This window comes from Phascolarctobacterium succinatutens YIT 12067, assembly GCF_000188175.1.
GTDB classification, from domain to species: domain Bacteria; phylum Bacillota; class Negativicutes; order Acidaminococcales; family Acidaminococcaceae; genus Phascolarctobacterium_A; species Phascolarctobacterium_A succinatutens.
This window is the reverse complement of sequence record NZ_GL830857.1, coordinates 1-22,117: the sequence shown is the minus strand read 5'-3', so window position 1 is coordinate 22,117 and position 22,117 is coordinate 1. Positions and strand designations below refer to the sequence as shown.

At 46.2% G+C, this 22,117-nt stretch carries 20 protein-coding genes, 1 riboswitch and 1 other annotated feature; of the genes, 19 read left to right on the top strand and 1 reads right to left on the bottom strand.

Annotation, left to right across the window (positions count from 1 at the left end; genetic code table 11):
• Positions 1-57: 57 nt before the first annotated feature.
• From HMPREF9443_RS01920 to HMPREF9443_RS01840, 17 genes are all read left to right on the top strand, one after another.
• The gene (locus HMPREF9443_RS01920; protein ID WP_009144810.1) at positions 58-1,632 is read left to right on the top strand and encodes an ABC transporter substrate-binding protein; all 1,575 of its coding nucleotides are present in this window, start codon (positions 58-60) and stop codon (positions 1,630-1,632) included.
• A 22-nt stretch (positions 1,633-1,654) separates the two neighbouring features.
• Positions 1,655-2,449: an ABC transporter ATP-binding protein gene (locus HMPREF9443_RS01915; protein WP_009144809.1), complete on the top strand. Its 795-nt coding sequence runs from the start codon at positions 1,655-1,657 to the stop codon at positions 2,447-2,449.
• Complete coding sequence (locus HMPREF9443_RS01910; protein WP_009144808.1) at positions 2,439-3,419, top strand: ABC transporter ATP-binding protein; 981 nt, start codon at positions 2,439-2,441, stop codon at positions 3,417-3,419. Before HMPREF9443_RS01915 ends, HMPREF9443_RS01910 begins: the two co-directional genes overlap by 11 nt.
• A 939-nt stretch (positions 3,420-4,358) precedes the next feature.
• Positions 4,359-6,731, top strand: a complete 2,373-nt coding sequence (locus HMPREF9443_RS01905) for a heavy metal translocating P-type ATPase (protein WP_009144806.1) — start codon at positions 4,359-4,361, stop codon at positions 6,729-6,731.
• Positions 6,732-6,975: 244 nt separating this feature from the next.
• The gene (locus tag HMPREF9443_RS01900) at positions 6,976-7,185 is read left to right on the top strand and encodes a FeoA family protein (protein ID WP_148495308.1); all 210 of its coding nucleotides are present in this window, start codon (positions 6,976-6,978) and stop codon (positions 7,183-7,185) included.
• 17 nt (positions 7,186-7,202) lie between these two features.
• Complete coding sequence (locus HMPREF9443_RS01895; RefSeq protein ID WP_040564725.1) at positions 7,203-7,424, top strand: FeoA family protein; 222 nt, start codon at positions 7,203-7,205, stop codon at positions 7,422-7,424.
• 14 nt (positions 7,425-7,438) lie between these two features.
• Positions 7,439-9,586 carry a ferrous iron transport protein B gene (gene feoB, locus HMPREF9443_RS01890; RefSeq protein WP_009144803.1) on the top strand — a complete coding sequence of 716 codons (2,148 nt, stop codon included), beginning with the start codon at positions 7,439-7,441 and terminating at the stop codon, positions 9,584-9,586.
• Between the two features lie 14 nt (positions 9,587-9,600).
• Positions 9,601-9,771, top strand: a complete 171-nt coding sequence (locus tag HMPREF9443_RS10685; RefSeq protein ID WP_009144802.1) for a hypothetical protein — start codon at positions 9,601-9,603, stop codon at positions 9,769-9,771.
• Between the two features lie 398 nt (positions 9,772-10,169).
• Positions 10,170-10,252: riboswitch (ZMP/ZTP riboswitch) on the top strand.
• A 76-nt stretch (positions 10,253-10,328) separates the two neighbouring features.
• Positions 10,329-11,540 (top strand): L-lactate MFS transporter, encoded by a 1,212-nt coding sequence (locus tag HMPREF9443_RS01880; protein ID WP_009144800.1) that lies wholly within the window; start codon positions 10,329-10,331, stop codon positions 11,538-11,540.
• Positions 11,541-11,721: 181 nt separating this feature from the next.
• Positions 11,722-12,261, top strand: a complete 540-nt coding sequence (locus HMPREF9443_RS01875) for a hypothetical protein (RefSeq protein ID WP_009144799.1) — start codon at positions 11,722-11,724, stop codon at positions 12,259-12,261.
• Positions 12,262-12,404: 143 nt separating this feature from the next.
• Entirely contained in the window at positions 12,405-12,944 is a 540-nt protein-coding gene (locus HMPREF9443_RS01870; protein ID WP_009144798.1) for a hypothetical protein, read from the top strand.
• 222 nt (positions 12,945-13,166) lie between these two features.
• Positions 13,167-13,448 carry a DUF7724 family protein gene (locus HMPREF9443_RS01865; protein WP_009144797.1) on the top strand — a complete coding sequence of 94 codons (282 nt, stop codon included), beginning with the start codon at positions 13,167-13,169 and terminating at the stop codon, positions 13,446-13,448.
• Positions 13,441-13,677, top strand: a complete 237-nt coding sequence (locus HMPREF9443_RS01860; protein ID WP_009144796.1) for a DUF7723 family protein — start codon at positions 13,441-13,443, stop codon at positions 13,675-13,677. The genes HMPREF9443_RS01865 and HMPREF9443_RS01860 overlap by 8 nt, the downstream gene beginning before the upstream one ends.
• On the top strand, positions 13,661-13,942 hold the full coding sequence (locus tag HMPREF9443_RS01855) for a DUF4160 domain-containing protein (RefSeq protein WP_009144795.1): 282 nt from the start codon (positions 13,661-13,663) through the stop codon (positions 13,940-13,942). Before HMPREF9443_RS01860 ends, HMPREF9443_RS01855 begins: the two co-directional genes overlap by 17 nt.
• Before the next feature lie 130 nt (positions 13,943-14,072).
• Positions 14,073-14,567, top strand: coding sequence for a hypothetical protein (locus HMPREF9443_RS01850; protein WP_009144794.1), 495 nt, complete (start codon positions 14,073-14,075; stop codon positions 14,565-14,567).
• 28 nt (positions 14,568-14,595) lie between these two features.
• Complete coding sequence (locus tag HMPREF9443_RS10270) at positions 14,596-15,915, top strand: uracil-DNA glycosylase family protein (protein ID WP_009144793.1); 1,320 nt, start codon at positions 14,596-14,598, stop codon at positions 15,913-15,915.
• A 72-nt stretch (positions 15,916-15,987) separates the two neighbouring features.
• Positions 15,988-16,200: a binding site (T-box leader), on the top strand.
• Positions 16,201-16,241: 41 nt separating this feature from the next.
• Positions 16,242-18,896 (top strand): valine--tRNA ligase, encoded by a 2,655-nt coding sequence (locus HMPREF9443_RS01840; protein WP_040564723.1) that lies wholly within the window; start codon positions 16,242-16,244, stop codon positions 18,894-18,896.
• A gap of 352 nt (positions 18,897-19,248) precedes the next feature.
• On the opposite strand, the gene HMPREF9443_RS11095 is transcribed toward HMPREF9443_RS01840, so the two are convergent.
• Entirely contained in the window at positions 19,249-19,377 is a 129-nt protein-coding gene (locus HMPREF9443_RS11095) for a hypothetical protein (RefSeq protein ID WP_009144791.1), read from the bottom strand.
• Positions 19,378-19,592: 215 nt separating this feature from the next.
• On the opposite strand from HMPREF9443_RS11095, the gene HMPREF9443_RS10265 reads away from it, so the two are divergent.
• Together HMPREF9443_RS10265 and HMPREF9443_RS01830 are read left to right on the top strand one after the other, a co-directional pair.
• A complete protein-coding gene (locus HMPREF9443_RS10265) occupies positions 19,593-20,396 on the top strand; it encodes a DUF805 domain-containing protein (RefSeq protein WP_050787090.1) in 804 nt (267 codons plus the stop codon).
• 173 nt (positions 20,397-20,569) lie between these two features.
• Entirely contained in the window at positions 20,570-21,874 is a 1,305-nt protein-coding gene (locus HMPREF9443_RS01830) for a bifunctional folylpolyglutamate synthase/dihydrofolate synthase (protein ID WP_009144789.1), read from the top strand.
• The last annotated feature ends 243 nt before the right edge of the window (positions 21,875-22,117 follow it).

Below are 22,117 nucleotides of genomic sequence, written 5' to 3'. Positions count from 1 at the left end.
TCAGATATGTTTTACGTTTTTTGTTTAACTTGAGTATAAGAAATGGAGAGATGTACAATGAAAAAATCCTTAAAATTTACCGCAGCAGCGGCTATGATCGGCTTAATGGCATTTGCAGCAGCAGGCTGCGGCGGTGGCGATAAAAAAGCAGCTGTATCCAACGAAGTAGTAAAATTCGGTGTAACCAACTTTGCTGATAACTTGGATCCTGCCGATAACTTCTTCAGCTGGGTTGTAATGCGTTACGGCCTGGGCGAATGCCTGGTTAAATTCGACGAGAAAATGAACGCTACTCCGTGGCTGGCTGATAAATGGTCTATTTCCGACGATAAACTGACCTGGACCTTCCACATTAACGATAAGGTTTGCTTCTCCAATGGCGATAAGCTGACTGCTGAAATTGCAAAAGAGTCCATTGAAAGAACCTTTAAATTGAACACCCGTGCTCAGTCCATCTTCCAATATGCTGAAATCAAAGCTGATGGCCAAAACCTGATCATCAAAACCAAAAAACCTGTACCGACTCTGCCGGGCATGCTGGCTGACCCTCTGTTCATCATGATTGATACTAAAGTAACCAACCGTGATATCAAAAAAGAAGGTCCTATCTGCACCGGTCCTTATGCTGTAAAATCCTACAGCAAGGCTAAAGCAGTAATGGTTGCTAACGAAAAATACTGGAATGGCAAGGTTCCGTTCAAAAATGCTGAAATCTCGACTATCGACGATCCTAACACCCGTGCTATGGCACTGCAAAAAGGTGAAATCGACTTTGCTACCAACATTGCAGCAGGTGACCTGCAGCTCTTCAAAGATAAAGCTAAATATAACATTTCCGAAATTGCTTCTCTGCGTACCGTATTGGCTCAAATCAATATGAACGAAGGCAAACCGTTGCATGATCCTAAGGTTCGTGCTGCTCTGATTCAGTGCCTGGACCGCGAAACCTACAACAAGGTTCTGCTGAAAGATACCTTTATCCCCGGCAAAGCACCTGTTCCGCCTTCCTTGGACTATGGCTTTGACCAACTGAAGGATCCGAATGCTTACAATCCGGAAAATGCTAAGAAGCTGCTGGCTGAAGCAGGCTGGAAAGATACCAACGGTGACGGCTATGTTGATAAAAACGGCAAGAACCTGGAAATCGACTTCGTATTCTACAGCGGCCGTGCCGAGCTGCCTCTGTATGCAGAAGCTACCCAAGCTGATGCTAAGAAAATCGGTATTAAGGTTAACATGAAGAACGTTGACTATAACGTACTTGACCCGATGCGCCGCAATGGTGAATTTGACTTGATTATTTCCAACATCCTGACTGCTAACACCGGTGACCCGGAAGTTTACCTGAACTGGTACTGGAAGAGCAACATCAACGCCAGCCAACCGCAAAACTCCACCGGCTACAGCAATCCGCAATACGACGCACTGTCTGATAAGCTGTCTGTAGAATTCGATCCGGCTAAACGTCGTGAATATATGATTCAAATGCAGCAAATCCTGCTGGATGACGGCGCTGCTCTGTTCTTTGGCTATCCGAAGACCAACATGGTATCTAAAGCAGGCTTGGCTAACGCTAATATCTTCCCGGCTGACTACTATTGGCTGACTAAAGACGTTTGCCCGAAACAATAATTAATAAAGAGGTAATTGTTCAATGCTTCTTGAAGTAAAAGATTTAGACATCAGCTACGGTGACAAGCTCACCGTAACCGGTGCCAGCTTAGAATTGGATAAGGGTGAGATTATGTCCATTGTCGGTGAGTCCGGCAGTGGCAAAACAACCGTTATCCGCGCTATTATGGGTTGCCTGCCCGGTGCCGGCCGTGTTAGCCGCGGCAGCATCACATTTGACGGCAAGGATGTATTGCAAAATACTCCTGAAGAGTGGCGCAAAATGTATGGCAGCGAGATGTCCATGATTTTCCAGGACAGCGGCAACATGATTAATCCTATCCGTCGCATCGGCCAACAGTTCATCGACTATGTTCAGGCGCATCAGCCGGACAAGTCTAAGGATCAGGCTTACAAGATGTGCTGCGATATGCTGACTAACGTGCGTCTGCCGAACCCGGAAAATATCATGAACAGCTATCCGTTTGAGCTGTCCGGTGGTATGCGTCAGCGTGTAGGTATTGCTATGGCTATGATTTTCAGCCCGAAAATCCTCCTGGCCGATGAACCTACCAGTGCGTTGGACGTAACTACTCAGGCACAGATTATCCGTCAGATTGTTGATATTCGTGACGAATACGGCGTGGCCGTTATTATGGTTACGCATAACCTGGGCGTTGCTTCCTACGTATCCAACAAGCTGATGGTTATGAAGGGCGGTCATGTTGTGGAATATGGCAAGCGTGAGGACGTTATTGCTAATCCGCAGGATGAATATACGAAGCAGCTGCTTAAGGCAGTACCAGTCATAGGAGGGACGACATATTATGAGCAATAATGAAAAACCAGCCTATGAACGTACTAAACTGGTACTGGAGATTAACCACCTTACCAAAAAATTCGCAGTTGACGGCGGCAAGTTTCTGACTGCCTGCAATGACATCACCCTGCGTGCATACGAAGGACGTACCCTGGGCATCATCGGTGAATCCGGCTGCGGTAAGAGTACACTGGTGCGTACTCTGCTGCGTATTCACCCTGCTACCAGCGGTGAAGCTATTTTCGAAGGCCACGATTTGATGAAATCTAGCGGTGAACAGCTGCGTCAGGACAGAAAGAACATCCAAATGGTGTTCCAGGATCCTACTGCTGCCTTCAATCCGAAGATGCTTGTTAAGGATATCCTCACCGAGCCTTTGAAAAACTTCGGCCTGATAAAAAACAGCGAGGTAGACGCCAAAGCAGCAGAGCTGCTGGAAATGGTTGAGCTGCCTGCTGAATTCAAGGACCGCTATCCGCACAGTATGTCCGGCGGTCAGCGTCAGCGTCTGGGCATTGCCCGCGCTCTGGCACTTGAACCGAAGATTATCGTGTGCGACGAGGCAACCAGCGCGCTGGACGTTTCTGTACAGGAAAAAATCTGCGAGCTGCTGTGCCGCATTCAAAAAGAAAAAAATATTACTTATCTGTTTATTGCCCATGACCTCGGTCTGGTAGACCTGATGTGCCATCAGGTTGCGGTAATGTACTTGGGTAATGTAGTAGAATGGCTGGAGCACGGCCGCATTGCAGAACACTGCAAGCATCCGTACACCAAGGCGCTTATGGGTGCTGTATTTAAGGTAGACTTCAAGCCGGGCGAAAAGATTGAGCCTTTGGAAGGCGAAATCCCGAGTCCGTTGGACCTGCCACCGGGATGTCCCTTTGCCAGCCGTTGCGAGCACTGCACCGAGCATTGCGTACAGGTTAAGCCTGAGCTGAAAGAGGTTGAGCATGGCCATTGGGTTGCTTGTCACTTATTTGACTAAGGCAGTCCTGAAGCGATATGCGTAAGCATAGGGCTTCTTTAAAAGTAATTTTCTCCATCATTTTTTATAGTGGGTACGGCGAATGTGCTGTACCCATTTTTTCTTAGGAATTTTTATCACTAATTTCATGGGTGAGTATTGACTCATACGTTATTTGTGTTATAATATAGGTATCAAAGAATTTACTGAAAGGTGTTATCACCTTTCCTATTATTTTTTATATTACATATGAATAGATACTCATATGAAGAGTGAGACAACCTGAAAAGAAAGGTGGTAGATACAATGAAGAAAGATTTAGAGGATATCCGTAACGGTGCCGGCGATGTAAGAGCATTTCGTCATATTGACGGCCATATCAATAGTGTAGAGGATTACAGCAAGCATCCGGAAGGCTGCACCTGCGGTCACTGCGGTAAGGATCATGATCATAAAACTATGGGACATGTGCCTAAGCATACTCATGGCGATGCTTGTGGTTGCGGACACGACCACGATCATGACCATGACCATGAAGAGCATTCCCATGAGCATGGCGATGATTGCTGCTGTGGTAATGATCATAAGCATGAAGATGAAGAACACGCTCACGCACATGCGCACGGCGACGAATGCGGCTGCGGACATGACCACGGCCACGAGCACGAACACGCTCACGCGCACGGCGACGCATGCGGTTGTGGTCACGACCACGGCCATGAGCATGAACACGCTCATACACACGGTGACGAATGCGGTTGCGGCCACGGCCACGAGCATGAACATGCTCACGCACACGGTGACGAGTGTGGCTGCGGACATGACCACGGCCACGAACATGCTCATGTACACGGACATCACGTTCCCGGTCATCCTGCTGACTGTAATTGCGAAATCTGCCATCCGCATGAGGAGTACTGCGATGTATGCGGCGAAAGCCTGGCTAATTGCACCTGCCGTATGCCGGATGCCGATAAAATTAAGCGCGTATATATTCTGCAAAACCTTGGCTGTGCTAACTGCGCTGCCAAAATGGAATACAAAATCAAAGAGCTGCCGGGTGTAACTTATGCCAACGTAAGCTTTGCTACCAAGCAGCTGCGCCTCAGCGCTGCTGACCATGAGGCTTTGCTGCCGGAAATTCAAAAAATCTGCACATCTATTGAGTCCGACGTTGTGGTAGTACCGCGTGACCGCCGTCCGCAATTAGGCGGCAAGAGCAGAGTTTATCTGGTGCAGAATCTGGACTGCGCTAACTGCGGTGTCAAGATTGAACGTGCGCTGAACGCTATGCCTGAGATTGATGAAGCTACCCTGACCTTTACTACGAAAAAGCTGCGCGTAAGTGCTAAGAATTACAATGGTCTGCTGGAGAAAATGCAGGCTGTAACCGATAAGGTAGAAGAGGGCGTTGTACTGCTGGAGGCTGAAAGCAAGCATTCTCTGGCTCCTGAGCTGGAGGAACGCAAAAAATCCGGCGGTATCTTCTCCGAGCTGAGCGAAAAGCAGACGATTATCGAAATTGTACTTGGCGGTGCAGTATTCATCATCACCGAATGGCTGGGCTTGGTGCCGGAAGCATATCATATGTACTTCCTGATTTTTGCCTATATTCTGCTTGGCGGACGCATTGTGCTGACTGCTTTGAAGAATATTGCGAAGGGTAATGTATTTGACGAAAACTTCCTCATGACCGTTGCAACATTGGGTGCGTTTGCTATTCAGGCTTGGGAAGAGGCTGTAGGCGTTATGTTCTTCTATCGTGTGGGCGAATACTTTGAGCAGCGTGCGGTGGAAAAGAGCCGTGGCCAGATTATGGACGCTGTTGACCTGCGTCCTGAGGTTGTCAACCTGCTGGTAGGCGAAGATGTGAAGGTTATTCCTGCCGCTGACGCACACGTAGGCGATATCCTGCTGGTGCGCGTAGGCGACCGTATTCCTCTGGATGGCGTTGTTATCGACGGCGAAAGTCTGGTAGATACCTCTCCTGTAACCGGCGAGCCTGTGCCTGTAAAACGCAAATATGGCGATGAGGTTGTTTCCGGTTGCGTGAACACCTCCGGTATGCTGAAAATCCGTGTAGAAAAGGTTCTGGAAGAGTCCATGGTAACCCGCATTCTGGACAGCGTAGAGAACGCTGCTGCCAGCAAGCCGACTATCGACCGCTTCATTACCCGCTTCGCACGTATCTATACTCCGTTTGTTGTTGCTGCCGCAGTACTGACTGCTGTGATTCCGTCCCTGATTACTGGCGACTGGAATAAATGGATTTACACCGCGCTGACCTTCCTTGTTATCAGCTGCCCCTGCGCACTGGTGCTGAGCGTGCCGCTGGCTTTCTTCTCCGGCATCGGCGCCGGCTCCAAGTACGGCATTCTCTTTAAGGGCGGCGTTGCTATGGAGGCTTTGAAAAACATTGCTGCCGTAGTTATGGATAAAACCGGTACCGTTACCAAGGGTAACTTCGTGCTGCAGAAGGTTAATGCTGCCGAAGGCATGAAAGCTGACGAGCTGCTGCGCCTGTGTGCAAGTGCAGAGCTTGTTTCTACCCACCCGATTGCCGTAAGCATTGTAGAGGCTGCTAAGGCTGAAAAGCTTGAGCTTGTACGCCCCGATAAATTTGAAGAAATTGCCGGTGAAGGCCTGGTTGCGTACTTTGGCGCACGCAAGGTTCTGTGCGGCAATACCAAGCTGCTGCAACGCTTTAACGTTGAATACGGCGGCTATACTCCTACCGAAAGCGGCAGTGAGGTGCTTGTGGCCGACAATGGCTTATACATGGGCCAGCTTCTGATTAACGATACTCTGAAGGAAGATGCCAAGGAAGCAATTGCTTCGCTGAAGGCACAAGGCCTGGTAACTGCTATGCTCACCGGCGATGCGCAGAAGGAAGCGCAGGCTGTGGCTAAGGAAGCAGGTATTGACGAGGTACGCGCTCAGCTGCTGCCGCAGGATAAGCTTAGCGAGCTTAATATGCTGCGCAACAAGTACGGCCCGGTTATGTTCGTTGGTGACGGCATTAACGATGCGCCTGTATTAGCCGGTGCGGATGCCGGCGCTGCTATGGGCAGCGGTGCAGATGCAGCGATTGAGGCTGCCGACGTTGTCTTCATGAATTCCGAAGTGAAGGCTATTCCGCAAGCGATTGCTATCGCGCGTGCAACAGGTGCGATTGCCTGGCAGAACGTAATTTTCGCTCTGACTGTTAAGGTTATCATTATGATTGCAGGCCTTATGGGCTATGCTTCTATGTGGGCGGCAGTCTTTGCGGATACTGGTGTATCGCTGCTGTGCGTGCTGAATTCTATCCGTATTCTCTACAAAAAGATATAATAAAAAGCTATAGCTAATATGCTGATTTGCTTTACATCGGCTGACTATAAAGTCAGCCGATGTTTTTTTGTAAACATGACAGCGTAAGCTAACCAATTTTGTAAATTAGCGTAGGGTTTTACAAAAAATGCTTGACAAAAATTTATAGCTGACGTAAACTTTCAATAGTAGTTAGGAATGCCTAACTGCTATTGAAATCGTGTCAAGTTAGCATCTGCTAACATTTTTTTTGGAGGGAATTATGATGCCTTTATTAATGGCCCGTCGTGGCGAGACTAACAAGATTAGCGCTGTTCACGGCAAGGATGAAATCAAACGCTTTCTGGCTAACCTGGGCTTTGTAGAAGGCTCAGATGTAACTGTTATTTCTGAAATTGACGGTAATCTTATTGTCAATGTGAAGGATGCCCGCATTGCCCTGAGCAAGCAGATGGCAGCCAAAATATTTATCTGATGCAAGTGGAGGGTGTTATGAAAACATTAAAAGAAGTTCCTGTTGGTGAAACAGTTACCGTTGCTAAGCTCGTTGGCGAGGGTGCGGTAAAAAGACGTATTATGGATATGGGCGTGACTAAAGGTGTGAGCGTATTCGTACGTAAGGTTGCACCGATGGGTGATCCGGTGGAGGTAACAGTACGTGGCTATGAGCTGACTTTGCGTAATGGCGAGGCTGAACACATCGTTGTAGAATAATTTGGAGGGAAAAGATGAAACAGATCAAGATTGCCCTGATTGGTAACCCTAACTGCGGCAAAACAACAATGTTTAATGATTTGACAGGTTCCAACCAATATGTTGGTAACTGGCCCGGCGTAACTGTAGAGAAAAAAGAAGGCGGCCTTAAAGGTCATGATGATGTAATTATTACCGACCTGCCCGGTATTTACTCCTTGTCCCCGTACACTTTGGAGGAGGTTGTTTCTCGTAACTATTTGCTGCAAAATGATGTTGATGGTGTGCTGAATCTGGTTGACGGCTCTAACATCGAACGTAACCTGTACCTGACTACCCAGGTTATGGAGATGGGTTATCCTGTAACTATTGCTTTGAACATGATTGATATCGTCCGCAAGAACGGCGATAAGATTGATACCGCTAAGCTGGCTGCCGAGCTTGGCTGCGAGATTGTGGAAACCTCCGCACTGCAGGGTGAAGGTACCGGTGAGGCTGCCGAAAAAGCAATTAAAGCTGTCGGCGGTGCTGCACCGAAATATATGCGCTTCTGCAGCGAGGTTGAGGATGCTCTGACTGCGATTGCCCGCGAAGCCGGCAACAAGGTTCACGGTATTAGCGAGCGTTGGCTGCTGGTCAAGCTGTTTGAGCGTGATAAGAAGATTGCTGAAGCTTTGGGCCTGAGCGAAGGAGAGCAGGCTAAGATTGAAGAAATCGTTGCAGCCTGCGAGGAAGCACTTGATGATGATGCCGAAAGCATTATTACCAACGAGCGTTATAACTACATTGGCGAGCTGATGAGCAATGCTGTTGTCAAAGGCCATACCGGTCTGACGATTTCCGATAAAATCGACAGCATTGTAACGAATCGTTTCCTGGCTTTGCCGATTTTCGCGATTATCATGTTCCTGGTTTACTATATCGCTGTAGAAACTATCGGTACGGTTGTAACCGACTTTACTAATGATACACTGTTCGGCGAATGGATTCAGCCTTGGGTGCAGGAGCACATGGAGGCTGCCGAATGTGAGGATTGGCTGGTATCTCTTGTTGTTGACGGTATTATCGGCGGCATTGGCGCACCGATTGGCTTTGCTCCGCAGATGGCGATTGTTTTCCTGCTGTTGAGCTTTTTGGAGGACTGCGGTTATATGGCGCGTGTAGCCTTCATTATGGACCGTTTCTTCCGTCAGTTCGGGATGAGCGGCAAGAGCTTCATTCCTCTGCTGATTTCCGCAGGTTGCGGCGTACCGGGTATTATGGCTTCCCGTACTATTGAAAACGAAACCGACCGCCGTCTGACTATCATGACTACAACTTTTGTTCCCTGTGGTGCTAAGCTGCCTGTTATTGCTTTGCTTTCCGGCGCTATTATGGGCGGTGACTGGTACATGGCACCGATTATGTACTTCGTAGGCTTCTTTGCTGTTATTACTGCCTGCATCATTCTGAAAAAGACTGAGCTGTTTGCCGGTGATCCTGCTCCGTTCGTTATGGAGCTGCCGCCGTACCATCTGCCTGCTGCTAAGAACGTGTTGCTGCATACCTGGGAGCGTGTTGCTGGCTTCCTGAAAAAAGCCGGTACTATTATTTTCCTGTGCTGCGTTGTTATGTGGTTCCTGGCAAGCTTTGGTATTGATGAAGGCTCTGTTGCTATGGTTGATACTGAAAAGAGCTTTGTTGCTTACATCGGTAACGGTCTTGCTCCTATATTCGCTCCTCTGGGCTTTGACAGCTGGCAGGCTGTGGCTGCTGCCTTCTCCGGCTTTGTGGCTAAGGAGTCTATCGTCAGCATGATGGCTATTCTTTCCGGTCTGGCTGAGGCTGCCGAGGATGAGCCTGATTTGTGGACTGCTGTTATGGCGTTCTTCCCGAGTACTGTTGCAGCGTTCTCCTTCCTGGTGTTCAATCTGCTGGATTCTCCCTGCCTGGCAGCGATTTCCACTATGAGCCAGGAGATGAACAGCAAGAAGTGGACCTGGGCAACTATCCTCTTCCAAAACCTGTATGCTTACAGCATCTGCCTGATGGTCTACCAGTTCGGCAGAGTGCTTGTCGGTGGTGAAGCGTTCAGCTTCGGTACTGGCGTGGCTGTCGTTTTCCTGATTGCGTTTCTGTATCTGCTCTTCCGTCCGGCTAAGAAATATAACAAAGAGACGGTTATGAGCATTGATGCAAAATAAAAGAGGTGTTTCGTATGGCAACCTGGATTATTGGTCTGATTATTGTTGGTTGTGTGTATTTGGCATCCAAGCAGGTCATCAAGGCACATAAAACCGGTGGCTGCATTGGCTGTGATGCCGGCGGTGGTAAGGCTTGCTGCCCGCATTGCAAGCATACGACAACTGTAAATCTTCGTAAGAAATAATTTTAGTATGATGAGTATTGAAGGGCCGCGCGTTCGCTCGGCTCTTTTTGTGTTTGTGTGAGCTTTAGCTTAACCTTCTTGCCTGCCCCATAGGGGAAGGTGCCGAACGAAGTGAGGCGGAAGGGGGTTATGTGCATCGCAATTGATATATCGCAACCCTTCCGTCTGCTCGCAAAGCTCGCAGCCACATTCCCTTTCAGAGAAGATATAATGATATATTGAAACTCTAATTTTTTATATGCTCCCTGCAAGGGAGCTGGCATCGCCGTAGGCGATGACTGAGGGTTGTGCCCCTTGGGGAAGGTACTCTTTTTCCTACACTATATAGTAACAAAATATTAACAAAACACTATATGTTGACAATTACGGAATTTTGTGTATAATAGAGTCATAACCTAATGCAGTCTGCTTCCTGACGGATAAGTGGAATTGACCACGTGGAGGCAGATGAATGTATGCGCCGACCGTCTGGGCAAAATCGCCCAGACGTTTTTTCTTTATAAGGAGCAAAAGAGAAAACCCGGGTGACTAGGTAATACTTATAAAGAGAGGTATTCATGATGCAACAGACAAAAAACAGATGGCTGATCGTGCTGGCAGCCATCGGCATTCACATCAGCATTGGCAGCGTATACGCATGGAGTGTACTGACGAAGCCTATTATGCAGGCTATGGGTTTTTCGCTGAAGGAGGTTACCTGGACCTTTTCGCTGGCGATTTTGTTCTTGGGAACTTCAGCAGGCTTTTTGGGAACGTATGTTGAAAAATACGGACCGCGCCGCAGCGGTCTGATATCCATGTGCTTTTTCGTAAGCGGTCTGCTGGGTACGGCCTATGCACTGACGCAGCACAGCCTGCTGCTGTTATATCTTTTTTACGGCGTTATCGGCGGTATCGGTCTGGGAACAGGCTATATTACGCCGGTGTCTACACTGGTGAAGTGGTTCCCAAATAATCGCGGTCTTGCAACCGGCTTGGCGATTATGGGCTTTGGCTTTGCCAGCCTCGTTGCAGGTCCGTTGATGCAGATTTTGATTGCTAAATACGGCCTGGTAGAAAACTTTGTGATTCTGGCCTGCATCTACGCAGTAGTGATGACTGCTTCCGCGCTTTATCTGGAGCCGCCTAAGCAGGAAACTGCAGCAGGCAAAGGACAGTTTAAGGCAAAGATGCCTGAGCATGTGCAGTACTCCGTGAAGGAGGCTATGCACACCTGGCAGTTTTATGCTTTGTGGTGGATTTTCTTTACGAACATCACCTGCGGTATCGGTCTTTTGGCTGTGGCTTCGCCTATGGCACAGGAGGTTATCGGTATGTCTCCGATTGCGGCGGCGTCTATGGTTGGCATCATCGGCTTGCTGAATGGCGGTGGTCGTATTGTGTGGTCCACTATTTCCGACTACATTGGTCGCGCAAATACCTATCTGGCATTTTTCGTGATTGAGATTGTGGCCTTCTACCTTTTGGGTGGCGTAAATGAAAGCTTTATGTTCCAACTGCTGGTGTTTATCATCATCACCTGCTACGGCGGCGGCTTTTCCTGCATGCCGGCATATCTGAGCGATTTGTTCGGCACCAAGCAGCTGAGCGCAATTCACGGACGTATTTTAACAGCGTGGGGCCTGGCAGGTATTGCAGGACCGCTGCTTTTATCCGTAATTTACGAGCGCACACACAGCTACAGCTTTACCCTGTACTTCTTCAGCGCTTGCTTTGTAGTAAGTCTGTTGCTGGCAGCAGTGCTTAAGCTGAAGGGCAAAACTGCCTGAGCTTTTGCCTGAAGAAGTAATTTCCACTGAAAAATAACTTTTTTAGCTCAAAAAACGAAAAATTTTAAGCGTCCTACCCTAAAACATGTTTTGGGGTAGGGCGCTTTTTCGTTACCGGGCATATAATAAGCGTAGAGAAAAGCAAAAAGCTTAAGCAGATGTAAAAAAGGGGGCGTACATTATGAAAAAGCATTTTAAGTATTTGGCTGCGGCAGGTTTGATTGCTGCGCTGTTTTTGTCGGCGGGCTGCGTAGATGATGCCAAGGACAAGAAGCCTGCGCCTGAGCCGGAGAAGAGGGTGGAGAATGTTGTAGTAAAACCTCAGGACGGGAAATATTACAGATATCCCGATTACATTAATGATGTGACCAAAACACCGAAGATGACACCGGAAATAGTTAAGTACATTGATGATTTTGCTTCGACGCTTAAATTCCACCCGGATTCCAAGGGCAAATTCACCAATACCTCCCTGATAAAGAATCCGGAAGAAACAACTCACTATATCAATATGTCTGCCCTTGGGCCCAATCATAACAATAAGATAAAGTTTAAAAATTCCAAAGGTAAGGAAGTTTATCAGCAGGAAGTTTACAGCATCAATATGACGATAGATGCCGCTACCGATAAATTAAAGTCTGTAAGATGCTCTATTTTCGAACAGAATCCGGATATTCCTGACGGTCAAACTACATATGTTGTGAAAAAAAGATTTGATTGACCTGTTTTAGCATAAATCAATAAAAATTTTAAGCGTCCTACCCTAAAACGGCTTTTGGGGCGGGGCGCTTTTTAGTTCCCTAGCATATAATAAGCGTAGAGAAAAGCAAAAGCTTAAGCAGATGAAAAAAGGAGGCGAAGATTATGAAAAAGCAATTTAAGTATGTGGCTGCGGCGGGCTTGGTTGCAGCACTGCTTTTGGCAGCAGGCTGCGGTGATGATGCCAAGGACAAAAAGCCTGCGCCTGAGCCCGATAAGAAGGTGGAGAATGTTGTAGCAAAACCTCAGGACGGAAAATATTACAGATATCCCAGTTACATTAAGGATGTGACGAAAACACCTAAAATTACGCCGGAAATGCTTAAGTACATTGATGATTTTGCATCGACGCTTGAATTCCATCCGTCTTACAATGGTAAATTCGTCAATGATTCCAAGATAAATAATCCTGATGAAAAATATCATGCTATTTATCTGTATGCCCTTGGACCCAAGCATAACAATAAGGTAAAGTTTAAAAATTCCAAAGGTAAGGAAGTTTATCAGCATCAGGTTTACACCATCAATATGCAGTCAGAGGCTGCTACCGATAAATTAACGTCTGTACTATGCTCTATTTTCGAGCAGAATCCGGATATTCCTGATGGCAAAACTACATATGTTGTGAGAAAATCCTTTGATTGAGTTGCACTTTGCAATGGTGTTATGGTATTTACTAAGAAAGAAATGCTTATCTTAACAAGCTGCCGATGAAAAGCAGTATATGTGGCGGTGAGATAAGTGAACTGCTGTGAGCCGCTGCGCGTGAGCGTGGCGGCTTTTTGAAGTGGTAAATAGTTATCAAAAAGTTATTCGTGTGATATAATTTGAGTAGAGCTGATCAGCAATTTATGAGGTGGTGAAAATATGGAGAACAAAGATACAGCTTATTTGAGCAACAAAGATGGGTTTACGACTTTTTCTTATGGTGGTTATGATTTTCGTTTTAAAACATCAGATAGGTTAGTGAAATATTTAAAAGTTAAAGAATGGGATGCTCCATATGGATACATTGTTGTTGATTGTTTGCACGAAAAGTTAGGTGTGGTTGAAGACTATATTGATTTACTTCCCATGCTGGATAACTTATATTTTAATGCTAAGAAATTTTTAGCGCCGATAAAAAAAGTGGAGGTGCGTTATGGCTGATGTTCAAAAATTAGCAGATGCTGCTGAGGTTATCGTTCAAGGATATGCGTTTATTGATAGGGGCGAGGGTGTAACTGTTATAAATTTGCATAAGCCTGATCATGCTGCTTATTTCTATAATCATGAGCTTGTAGAAACTAATATGGATGATATCGAAGCGTATAAAGTCAACAAGCTTTATCAGGCTAATGTGAAGTATATGGAGAAGGATTATGCCAAAGTACTTTGATTTTAAAGTTTGCGGATATTATCTTTATTTTACAAATAAGTGCATTATTGAATGTATGCATGTACATGCTAGTGATAAAAGACTTTCAGAAGCGGGTTCAGCAAAGTTTATTGTAAAAGGTAACGGCGATACAGAACTGATGAAGCAAGGTACGTTAAATGATTTGGATGTACGTAAAATACAAGGATTTATCAAAGAACATTATGTAGAAATGTATGACTTGTGGTCAGCATGGAGTGATAATGGATATTATAGGGGAAAGTAATAATATGCCTTTGATTTGGGAGATGGCTAGGGAGAAAGAGCTTGGGGTAGCTGTGCCGTTTTTGCCATAACGTGTGTAGTATAATGCAAATTAAGATGAATTAAAAATATTCTTGTTGGAGGTATAGCTCATGTCAGGAATAGGTCCGTGTTTAATTTTTCTTTTTTTAGCGCCAATTATATTCGTTGCGTTGATTGCATTCGATTCTGCTAAGAAAATGAAGCCTGAGCAAGATAATTCTTCTATTTGTGATAATACTAGAGCAACTGAGCTTCCTAGCTCTAGTCCTATTGCCAAAACAGATGCTTATGCTGTGTCTGCTTTGAAGAAAGATCGCTATAATCCTAATAATAAAGAAACTCGTACTTTAGAATTTAATAGAATATTAAGTGAAAATAATAATGAGAGTAAGCGTGTAGCTAAAAAACAAAAAGATTATAGCTTAGTTAATGATGCGTATTATAAAGCTTATAACGAAGTGGAATCAATGATGACAGATTATAATGCAGCTAAAGAAATTACTAATAATCGTGCGGATTTAGCTACTTTTGAAGATGGCTATCATTTTGATAATTATGCTGAAGATTTTAAACAGGACACTGACAGCGATAATGAGAATTATTGACGTAATATAAGTTTTGGAGGTTAAGGGTATGTCTGACACAAATAACCCTAACAACTTTGAATTTCCATTTCAAAAGAAGCATATTAATGCTTGCTCTGGTGTTGAAGAATTATTGCCTCTGTGGAAATTAGCACATAAATGCGAAGTTAATACAGACTATATTACCGGGAATGTACCTGGTAATGCTTTTTTACCTGATGGGATAATTAACGAAGAAAGTTTTGCTAAAAGTTCGCCAAGAATTTTGTTTATTGCTAAAGAAGCTTATTGGTATGGTGAACACGATGATGATAAAGCGGCTACTAAAAATGCTGAAACTGTTATGTTTTGGCATCGCAGGGTAGCTTATGGTGAAGTGCCGGAAACGATTTTCTCTAAGCGTCTTGCTATGCTGGCTAATGCTATTTTTAATGATGATTTTAAGACGATAAATAAAGACCATACCGCTTTGCGTTCTGTTGCAGTTATAAATTTGAATAAGCGTGGAGGGTTTGTTGGTTGCGTATGGAAAACTTTAGAGGAATATGTAAAACGGTATGCTGAATTTATCAGCCAAGAGATAGAATTAATTTCTCCTGAATTAATAGTGTGTTGTGGAGATGGAGTACGCTGGCTGTTAGAAAATTATATTCGATTAGATAAGCAAATCAATGTTATTTCATTGTATCACCCTAGCTGTTGGAGTATTAGCGATGAAAAATATCTTCAGATGCTGCAAAAAGCTCTTGCAGGTAATGTTGTAAGTGATAGTGAAACTCTTTCCGTTATAGAAAATGCAATTGAAAGTGAAAATAAAAACCTTTCTGCTGATAAAGATATAATTGAAAGCGAAAATGTCGAACTTCCTGCTACGAAAAATGTAATTGAAAAAGAAGATTCGGCTAGAAGTACTTATATGAAGATGTATGGTGCTGGGACTACATTCCAATTTAACAAAAAAGCAAATGTTTATTATGATACGTTAGCACACAGTCCGCAAAACTATCCATATATAGCTTTATATACGGATAAGACAGTAAGAGCTATAGGTAAGGTGAATGCTGTTATTGTAACTGAATTTGCAGATAATGTATTACTGTATCGTGCTGAACAGGGTGAAATAACAGATGAACGTAAGCAGACGATACTTGAAGCTATAGAGGATGGTAAAAAGTATGGTTACAATTTGCTTAGATGTCCGCATAAATACTTTTTTGTTGAGCAATTTTTCCAGACGGAATATAAAAAGACTTCGTATGGTGGAGCGCGATTTGTTAAAGTGTTTGATTTAAACAAATTGCTGGGAATTGATGAATTGCCTTCAACAGAAGAAATAGCCAATATACTTGCTGAAAAAACATGGGAGTGAGAATAATTGCTTTATTTCTCCTCTTGACAATCCCACCTGTTCCTTGCTAAGATATAGAGTATAACAAAATATCTACAGGCAAGGAACGAGAGGCTTATCTCCGTAAAGCCACTAAAGAGAAGCAGCGGTTGGTGCAAGCTGTGTGGCGGTGAGGTGAGTGTAGCTCGGGAGCTGTTTTGCTGAACATTGCAGTAGGCAAAAACGTGCGCACACGTTACGTGCATTGAGTGCCTTGTGCAAAAAGCATGAGGAAGATAGGTGGTACCACGATTATTCGCCCTGTCCGTAAAGGACAGGGCTTGTTTATTTTAAGGAGGAATTTTTTTATGTGTGAAGAGCATAATATCCCTAAGGTTTATGATCCTGCTTCCGTAGAGAAGAAATGGTATAAATTCTGGGAAGAGCATCGTTATTTTCATGCCGAAGTAGAAGAGGGCAAGGACGCCTTTAGTATTGTTATCCCCCCACCGAACATCACCGGTCAGCTGCATATGGGCCATGCGCTGGATAATACTCTGCAGGATATTTTAATCCGCTGGCACCGCATGATGGGCCACAACACCCTGTGGATGCCCGGCTACGACCATGCAGGCCTGGCAACCCAGATTAAGGTTGAAGAGGTTATCAAAAAAGAGGAAGGTAAGACTCGTTACGACCTGGGCCGCGAAGAGTTCCTGAAACGCGTTTGGGAATGGAAGGAGCAATACGGCGACCGCATTATCAACCAGCTGAAGCATCTGGGCGTTTCCTGCGACTGGGAGCGTAAGCGCTTCACTATGGATGAGGGCTGCTCCAAGGCTGTTCGCGAGGTTTTCTGCACTCTGTTTGAAAAGGGCCTGATTTACAAAGGCACCCGTATCACCAACTGGTGCGTAAACTGCAACACCGCACTGAGCGATATTGAGGTTGAGCATAAGGATGACCCGGGCCATCTCTGGTACATCAACTACCCGGTAGTTGAAGAAGAAGGCCGCAGCCTGATGATTGCTACCACCCGTCCGGAAACTCTGCCCGGCGATACTGCTGTAGCAGTTAACCCGGAAGACCCGCGTTATGGCGATTTGGTTGGCAAAACCCTGCGTCTGCCGACTACCGACAGAATTATTCCTATTATCGCCGACAGCTATGTTGATACCAAATTCGGTACCGGCGCTGTAAAAATTACTCCATCCCATGATCCTAACGACTATGAGATGGGTATCCGCCACAACCTGCCGAGCATCGTTGTTATCGGCATGGACGGCATTATGACTAAAGAAGCAGGCAAGTACGAAGGCATGACTCGTGAGGAATGCCGTAAGGCGATTGTTGCCGATTTGAAGGCTGACGGTTATCTGGTTAAGGTTGAAGAGCATTCCCATGCTGTTGGTCACTGCCAACGCTGCGGCCATGCTGTTGAATCTCAGGTTTCCACCCAATGGTTCGTTAAGATGGAGCCTTTGGTTAAGGCTGCTGTTGATTGCGTTGAAGACGGTCGTACTCAGTTCGTACCGGAACGCTTCACCAAAACCTATACCGGCTGGATGGATAACATCCGTGACTGGTGTATTTCCCGTCAGATTTGGTGGGGCCACCGCATTCCTGTATGGTACTGCGATGACTGCGGCGAAATGAGCGCCAGCCGTACCGATTTGACTGTCTGCCCGAAATGCGGCAGCGCACATATCCATCAGGACGAGGATGCACTGGACACCTGGTTCAGCTCCGCTCTGTGGCCGTTCTCTACCATGGGCTGGCCGGATAAAACTCCGCTGCTGAAGCAATTCTATCCGACAAGCGTACTCGTAACCGGTTACGATATCATCTTCTTCTGGGTTGCACGTATGCTGATTATGGGTATGGAATTCATGCATGAGATTCCGTTCGACAAGGTATTTATCCATGGTCTGGTTCGCGACAGCCAGGGCCGCAAGATGTCCAAATCCCTTGGCAACGGCATCGACCCGCTGGAGGTTATTGACCAATACGGCGCTGATACCCTGCGCTTTATGCTGATTACCGGCAACACCCCGGGCAACGATATGCGTTTCTACTGGGAGCGCGTTGAGGCAACCCGTAACTTTGCCAACAAGATCTGGAACGCTTCCCGTTTCGCTCTGATGAACATGGAAGGCTACGATGCCAACGCTAAGCTGGCTCCGTATACTCTGGCAGATAAATGGATTCTTTCCCGTCTGCAGCACACCGCTAAGAGCGTTACCGAAATGCTGGAGAAGTTCGAGCTTGGCGAAGCAGGCCGCATGATTTACGACTTCATCTGGGGCGAGGTTTGCGACTGGTACATCGAGCTTGCTAAACCGCGTCTGTATAATAAAGAAAACGCCGAAGAGCGTGCAACCGCACAGCATGTTCTGGCAACCGTACTGACCAGCGCTATGCAACTGCTGCATCCGTACATGCCGTTCATCACCGAGGAAATTTACCAATGCCTGCCGCATGAAGCAGAAAGCATTATGATTTCCAAGTGGCCTGAGGCTGACGAAGCTCTGATGGACGACGAGGCTGAGCGTCTGATGGGCGCAATTATGGAAAGCATTAAGGCTATCCGTAACATGCGTGCAGAAGTAAACGTACCGCCCGGAAAGAAGGTTCCGGCAACCATGCTGGTTGCTGCCGACCTGAAGGACGGCATTGAGGCTAACGCCGACTACATACACCTGATGGGCGCTATCAGCGAGCTGACTGTGCTGGCTGACAATGCTGCTAAACCGGGAAATGCTATGGCTGCAGTTGTAGCAGGCATTGAGGTTTATCTGCCGCTGGCAGGCCTGATTGATGTCGAGAAGGAAAATGCCCGCCTGAATAAAGAGCTGGCTGCTATCGACAAGGAGCTGAGCCGTGTTGAAGGTAAGCTGGGCAACGCCGGCTTCCTGGCTAAAGCACCTGAGGCTGTTATCGAAAAAGAGAAGGCTAAGGCTGAAGAGCTGAACGGTAAAAAGGCTGCGATTAACGAGCGCCTGGAATACCTGAAGACTCTCTGATAAAACCGTACAAACCGTACAAAACCGTACAAAACCGTACACCCCCTTGCCACACAAGGATTTGGGGCTGTACGGTTTTTTGCATGTGTACGGTATGGAGTTGGCGGATATTAAAATGTCCTCATGAAAATGTAGTGAGTACCTCAAAATAGGCTCATGAAATTGTAATAAATGCCAAAAATATTCTCATGAAATTGTTGTCAGTACCCAGAAATAGGCTCATTTTTTTGTTGAAGGAGTATTTGCGCAGCTTTGGCAAGTAGGCCTGCCTAAACTTGCCAAAAGCTTGTATCTGTGCTATTATAAATATAGAAATGGTGCTTCCGATAGACGGTTGCCCTAAAAAGATAAGTTATAAAAAAATAACCGTTAGTTTTCTCAGGACTGGGCGGTTATTTTTTTGCGTTTTGTTGATTTCCATACCTAATTTAATGCAAGCTATGCATAAGCTCAGCAAAGCAATAACTTCGAGTATATCCATCAGTAACACCTCCCTCTTGCGGGATTTTCAGTGAAACTGAATTTATCGCGTCAGAGGGCAACCGCCTACCGTTATGGAAGCACCATAAAAATATTTTAACATATATAAAGGAAAGTGTACAACGAACAAGCTGTGAAAGTTTGGCGCTGTACGCTTTTTACTCTCTTGAATTGCAGTGCTTCTTGGGTTACAATAAAAAAAAGGGGGCGATGAAAATGGCTAAATTCTGTACTAATTGCGGAAGTGAAATTAAACCAGGTACCAAATTTTGCGAGAATTGCGGACAAAAGCTGGAGCAGGAGCAAAAGCCGCAGGAGGGAGCAGGCGGAATTGCCGCGGCTGCCGGAGCTGCTGGTGCAGCCGGTGCTGCTTCTGGTGCCGATGCAAGCTATAAAAAAAGCATTTGCGACAGCCATGATAATTTTGAGTCGGGAGCTAAGGCTGATGCTGCGCAGGTAAATCATAATACCGATGGTCAGGCAAATACCTATAATAATTTTGCTGCCGATAATCAGCAAAAGTTTGCGGATGAACGTTTTGGCAGCAATGATGATAACGGTTCTGCCGCTTATAATACACCGCCGAGAGCAGGCAAGAAGTTTTTGAATCTTGGCGAAGGCCTGGACCTGCTGTTTAAGGACAGCAGTGCGGATAAGGAAGCTGTTTTCAAGGAGCTGTTCTTTACGTCTGAGGGACGCTTGAACCGCAAGTCATATATTTACAGAAGCTTTTTCCTGTCAATTGTGCTTTTTGTAGTGCAGGGAATTTGGTCCTTTGCAGCCGATACTTTCGGCGCTCTGGATCCTCTCTTTTCGATTGTCGCTTTTGTGCTTGGTATATTCCAGCTGGCAGCTAATATTATGATGGGCGTGCGCCGCTTGCATGATTTGGATAAATGCGGCTGGTGGATGCTGCTTTTGATTGTGCCGCTGGTTAACCTTTTCTTCTGCCTTTATCTTCTGTTCTTCAAGGGAACGGAGGGGCCGAACCAATACGGGGACGACCCTTTACAGCAGTAGGCTTGCATTGGCAGCTAAAAGCTGCTATATATAATGTATAAGTATTTCGCTTAGCAAAATAGTCGCTCGTCCTTGGGGACGCAGCGGCTATTTTTGTGCTTTTCGCAAGACGCAGTGCGCAAAACTATGTTATAATAAACTGTTAGTTAATTATTAATGGAGGCGTAAGCACAATGAATTATACAGAAAGCCTGGCATATTTAGACAGCCTGGGCAAATTTGGCATTAAGCTCGGTATGGAGCGTATTGAAGGACTTTTGCGTGAGCTGGGAAACCCGGAGCAAAAGATTAAAACAGTGCATGTAACCGGCACTAACGGTAAAGGCTCTGTTACCAGCATGATTACGAGTATTTTGCTGGCAGCAAACCTGAAGGTGGGCAAGTTTACTTCCCCGCATCTGGTGAAGTACAACGAACGCATTAACCTCAACGGCAAGGATATCAGCGACGAGGATTTTGCTATGGCAATTACTGCGGTAAAGGTTGCTGCTGACAGCGTTGTCAAAAAGGGCGTCTGCGAGCAGCCGACGCAGTTTGAGATTTTGACGGCTGCAGCGTTTTTATATTTTTATCTGCAGAAGGTTGATTACGCCGTTATTGAGGTAGGCATGGGCGGCCTGTGGGATTCCACCAACGTAATTACGCCGGTGGTCAGCGTTATTACCAATGTTGCGCTGGACCATACCGACCGCTGCGGCAAAACGCTGGAGCGCATTGCTATGCAGAAGGCAGGCATTATCAAGGAGAAGGTGCCTCTGGTTACCGCTGCCGAGGGCAATGAAGCTCTTGGTCCTATTGTAAGCCTGGCTATGTTTAAGGAAGCGCCTGTTTATCTTTACGGCAAGGCTTTTCACGGCACGGAGGTAAAAAGCTCGATGGAGGGCCAGGCCTTTACGCTGCATGCAGGCGATTTTTATCATTCCGATTATGAAATCAAGCTGCCGGGCGAGCATCAGATTAAGAATACGAGCGTAGCTATTGTGGCTGCCAAGCTGGTGAGCAAGCAGGATGACCGCATTAACGAGCTGGCGCTGCATGTGGGCGTGGCCAATACCGTTTGGCCGGGACGTTTGGAGCGCATTCACAAGAACCCGGATATTATTCTGGACGGTGCGCATAACCCTGACGGTGCCAAGGCTCTGCGTAATGCTTTGGATAAATATTATCCCGGCAAGCAGGTGCAGTTTGTCTTTGGTATGATGGGGGACAAGGATATGAGCGGTGTTATCAAAACGCTGATTAATCAGGATGATGTTGTTTATACCGTGCGTGCCGATGAGGGTGCGCGTGCTGCGGAGGCTGCGGATTTGGCGAAGCTGGTGGGCAGCAATGCTGTGGCGGAGACTAATCTTGCTACGGCGTATGATGCTGCTATCCGCGGGGCAGGCACTGACGGTGTTGTATGTGTTTGCGGCAGCCTGTATCTGGTGGGCGAGTTTAAGAAGATGCTGCTGGCGGATAAATGTAGAATGAACTGAAGGCGATATTGAGGTTTATTGACTTCGGGAACGAGTATCTGCGTCGCAATTAAATATCGTTCCAGTCAGAAGCAATTTTCCCGTGCCTTAGGGCACAACGCAAATTTCGTGTGGAACCAGGACGAAGCTTCGGTAAAATTTGTCAGACGGTAAGAGAAAGTTACGTACCCTTGCTTAGCGGTTCGTGTCAAACCAATCAGCTGCGCTCTTTGAGCTTGCTTCTTGGGACACTATCGCATGGCG

Excerpts from the sequence above, each read along its gene's own strand:
- HMPREF9443_RS01920 (WP_009144810.1), top strand. The coding sequence starts at position 58 with ATGAAAAAATCCTTAAAATTTACCGCAGCAGCGGCTATGATCGGCTTA.
- HMPREF9443_RS01915 (WP_009144809.1), top strand. The coding sequence starts at position 1,655 with ATGCTTCTTGAAGTAAAAGATTTAGACATCAGCTACGGTGACAAGCTC.
- HMPREF9443_RS01910 (WP_009144808.1), top strand. The coding sequence starts at position 2,439 with ATGAGCAATAATGAAAAACCAGCCTATGAACGTACTAAACTGGTACTG.
- HMPREF9443_RS01905 (WP_009144806.1), top strand. The coding sequence starts at position 4,359 with ATGCCGGATGCCGATAAAATTAAGCGCGTATATATTCTGCAAAACCTT.
- HMPREF9443_RS01900 (WP_148495308.1), top strand. The coding sequence starts at position 6,976 with ATGCCTTTATTAATGGCCCGTCGTGGCGAGACTAACAAGATTAGCGCT.
- HMPREF9443_RS01895 (WP_040564725.1), top strand. The coding sequence starts at position 7,203 with ATGAAAACATTAAAAGAAGTTCCTGTTGGTGAAACAGTTACCGTTGCT.
- feoB (WP_009144803.1), top strand. The coding sequence starts at position 7,439 with ATGAAACAGATCAAGATTGCCCTGATTGGTAACCCTAACTGCGGCAAA.
- HMPREF9443_RS10685 (WP_009144802.1), top strand. The coding sequence starts at position 9,601 with ATGGCAACCTGGATTATTGGTCTGATTATTGTTGGTTGTGTGTATTTG.
- HMPREF9443_RS01880 (WP_009144800.1), top strand. The coding sequence starts at position 10,329 with ATGATGCAACAGACAAAAAACAGATGGCTGATCGTGCTGGCAGCCATC.
- HMPREF9443_RS01875 (WP_009144799.1), top strand. The coding sequence starts at position 11,722 with ATGAAAAAGCATTTTAAGTATTTGGCTGCGGCAGGTTTGATTGCTGCG.
- HMPREF9443_RS01870 (WP_009144798.1), top strand. The coding sequence starts at position 12,405 with ATGAAAAAGCAATTTAAGTATGTGGCTGCGGCGGGCTTGGTTGCAGCA.
- HMPREF9443_RS01865 (WP_009144797.1), top strand. The coding sequence starts at position 13,167 with ATGGAGAACAAAGATACAGCTTATTTGAGCAACAAAGATGGGTTTACG.
- HMPREF9443_RS01860 (WP_009144796.1), top strand. The coding sequence starts at position 13,441 with ATGGCTGATGTTCAAAAATTAGCAGATGCTGCTGAGGTTATCGTTCAA.
- HMPREF9443_RS01855 (WP_009144795.1), top strand. The coding sequence starts at position 13,661 with ATGCCAAAGTACTTTGATTTTAAAGTTTGCGGATATTATCTTTATTTT.
- HMPREF9443_RS01850 (WP_009144794.1), top strand. The coding sequence starts at position 14,073 with ATGTCAGGAATAGGTCCGTGTTTAATTTTTCTTTTTTTAGCGCCAATT.
- HMPREF9443_RS10270 (WP_009144793.1), top strand. The coding sequence starts at position 14,596 with ATGTCTGACACAAATAACCCTAACAACTTTGAATTTCCATTTCAAAAG.
- HMPREF9443_RS01840 (WP_040564723.1), top strand. The coding sequence starts at position 16,242 with ATGTGTGAAGAGCATAATATCCCTAAGGTTTATGATCCTGCTTCCGTA.
- HMPREF9443_RS11095 (WP_009144791.1), bottom strand. The coding sequence starts at position 19,377 with ATGGATATACTCGAAGTTATTGCTTTGCTGAGCTTATGCATAGCTTGC.
- HMPREF9443_RS10265 (WP_050787090.1), top strand. The coding sequence starts at position 19,593 with ATGGCTAAATTCTGTACTAATTGCGGAAGTGAAATTAAACCAGGTACC.
- HMPREF9443_RS01830 (WP_009144789.1), top strand. The coding sequence starts at position 20,570 with ATGAATTATACAGAAAGCCTGGCATATTTAGACAGCCTGGGCAAATTT.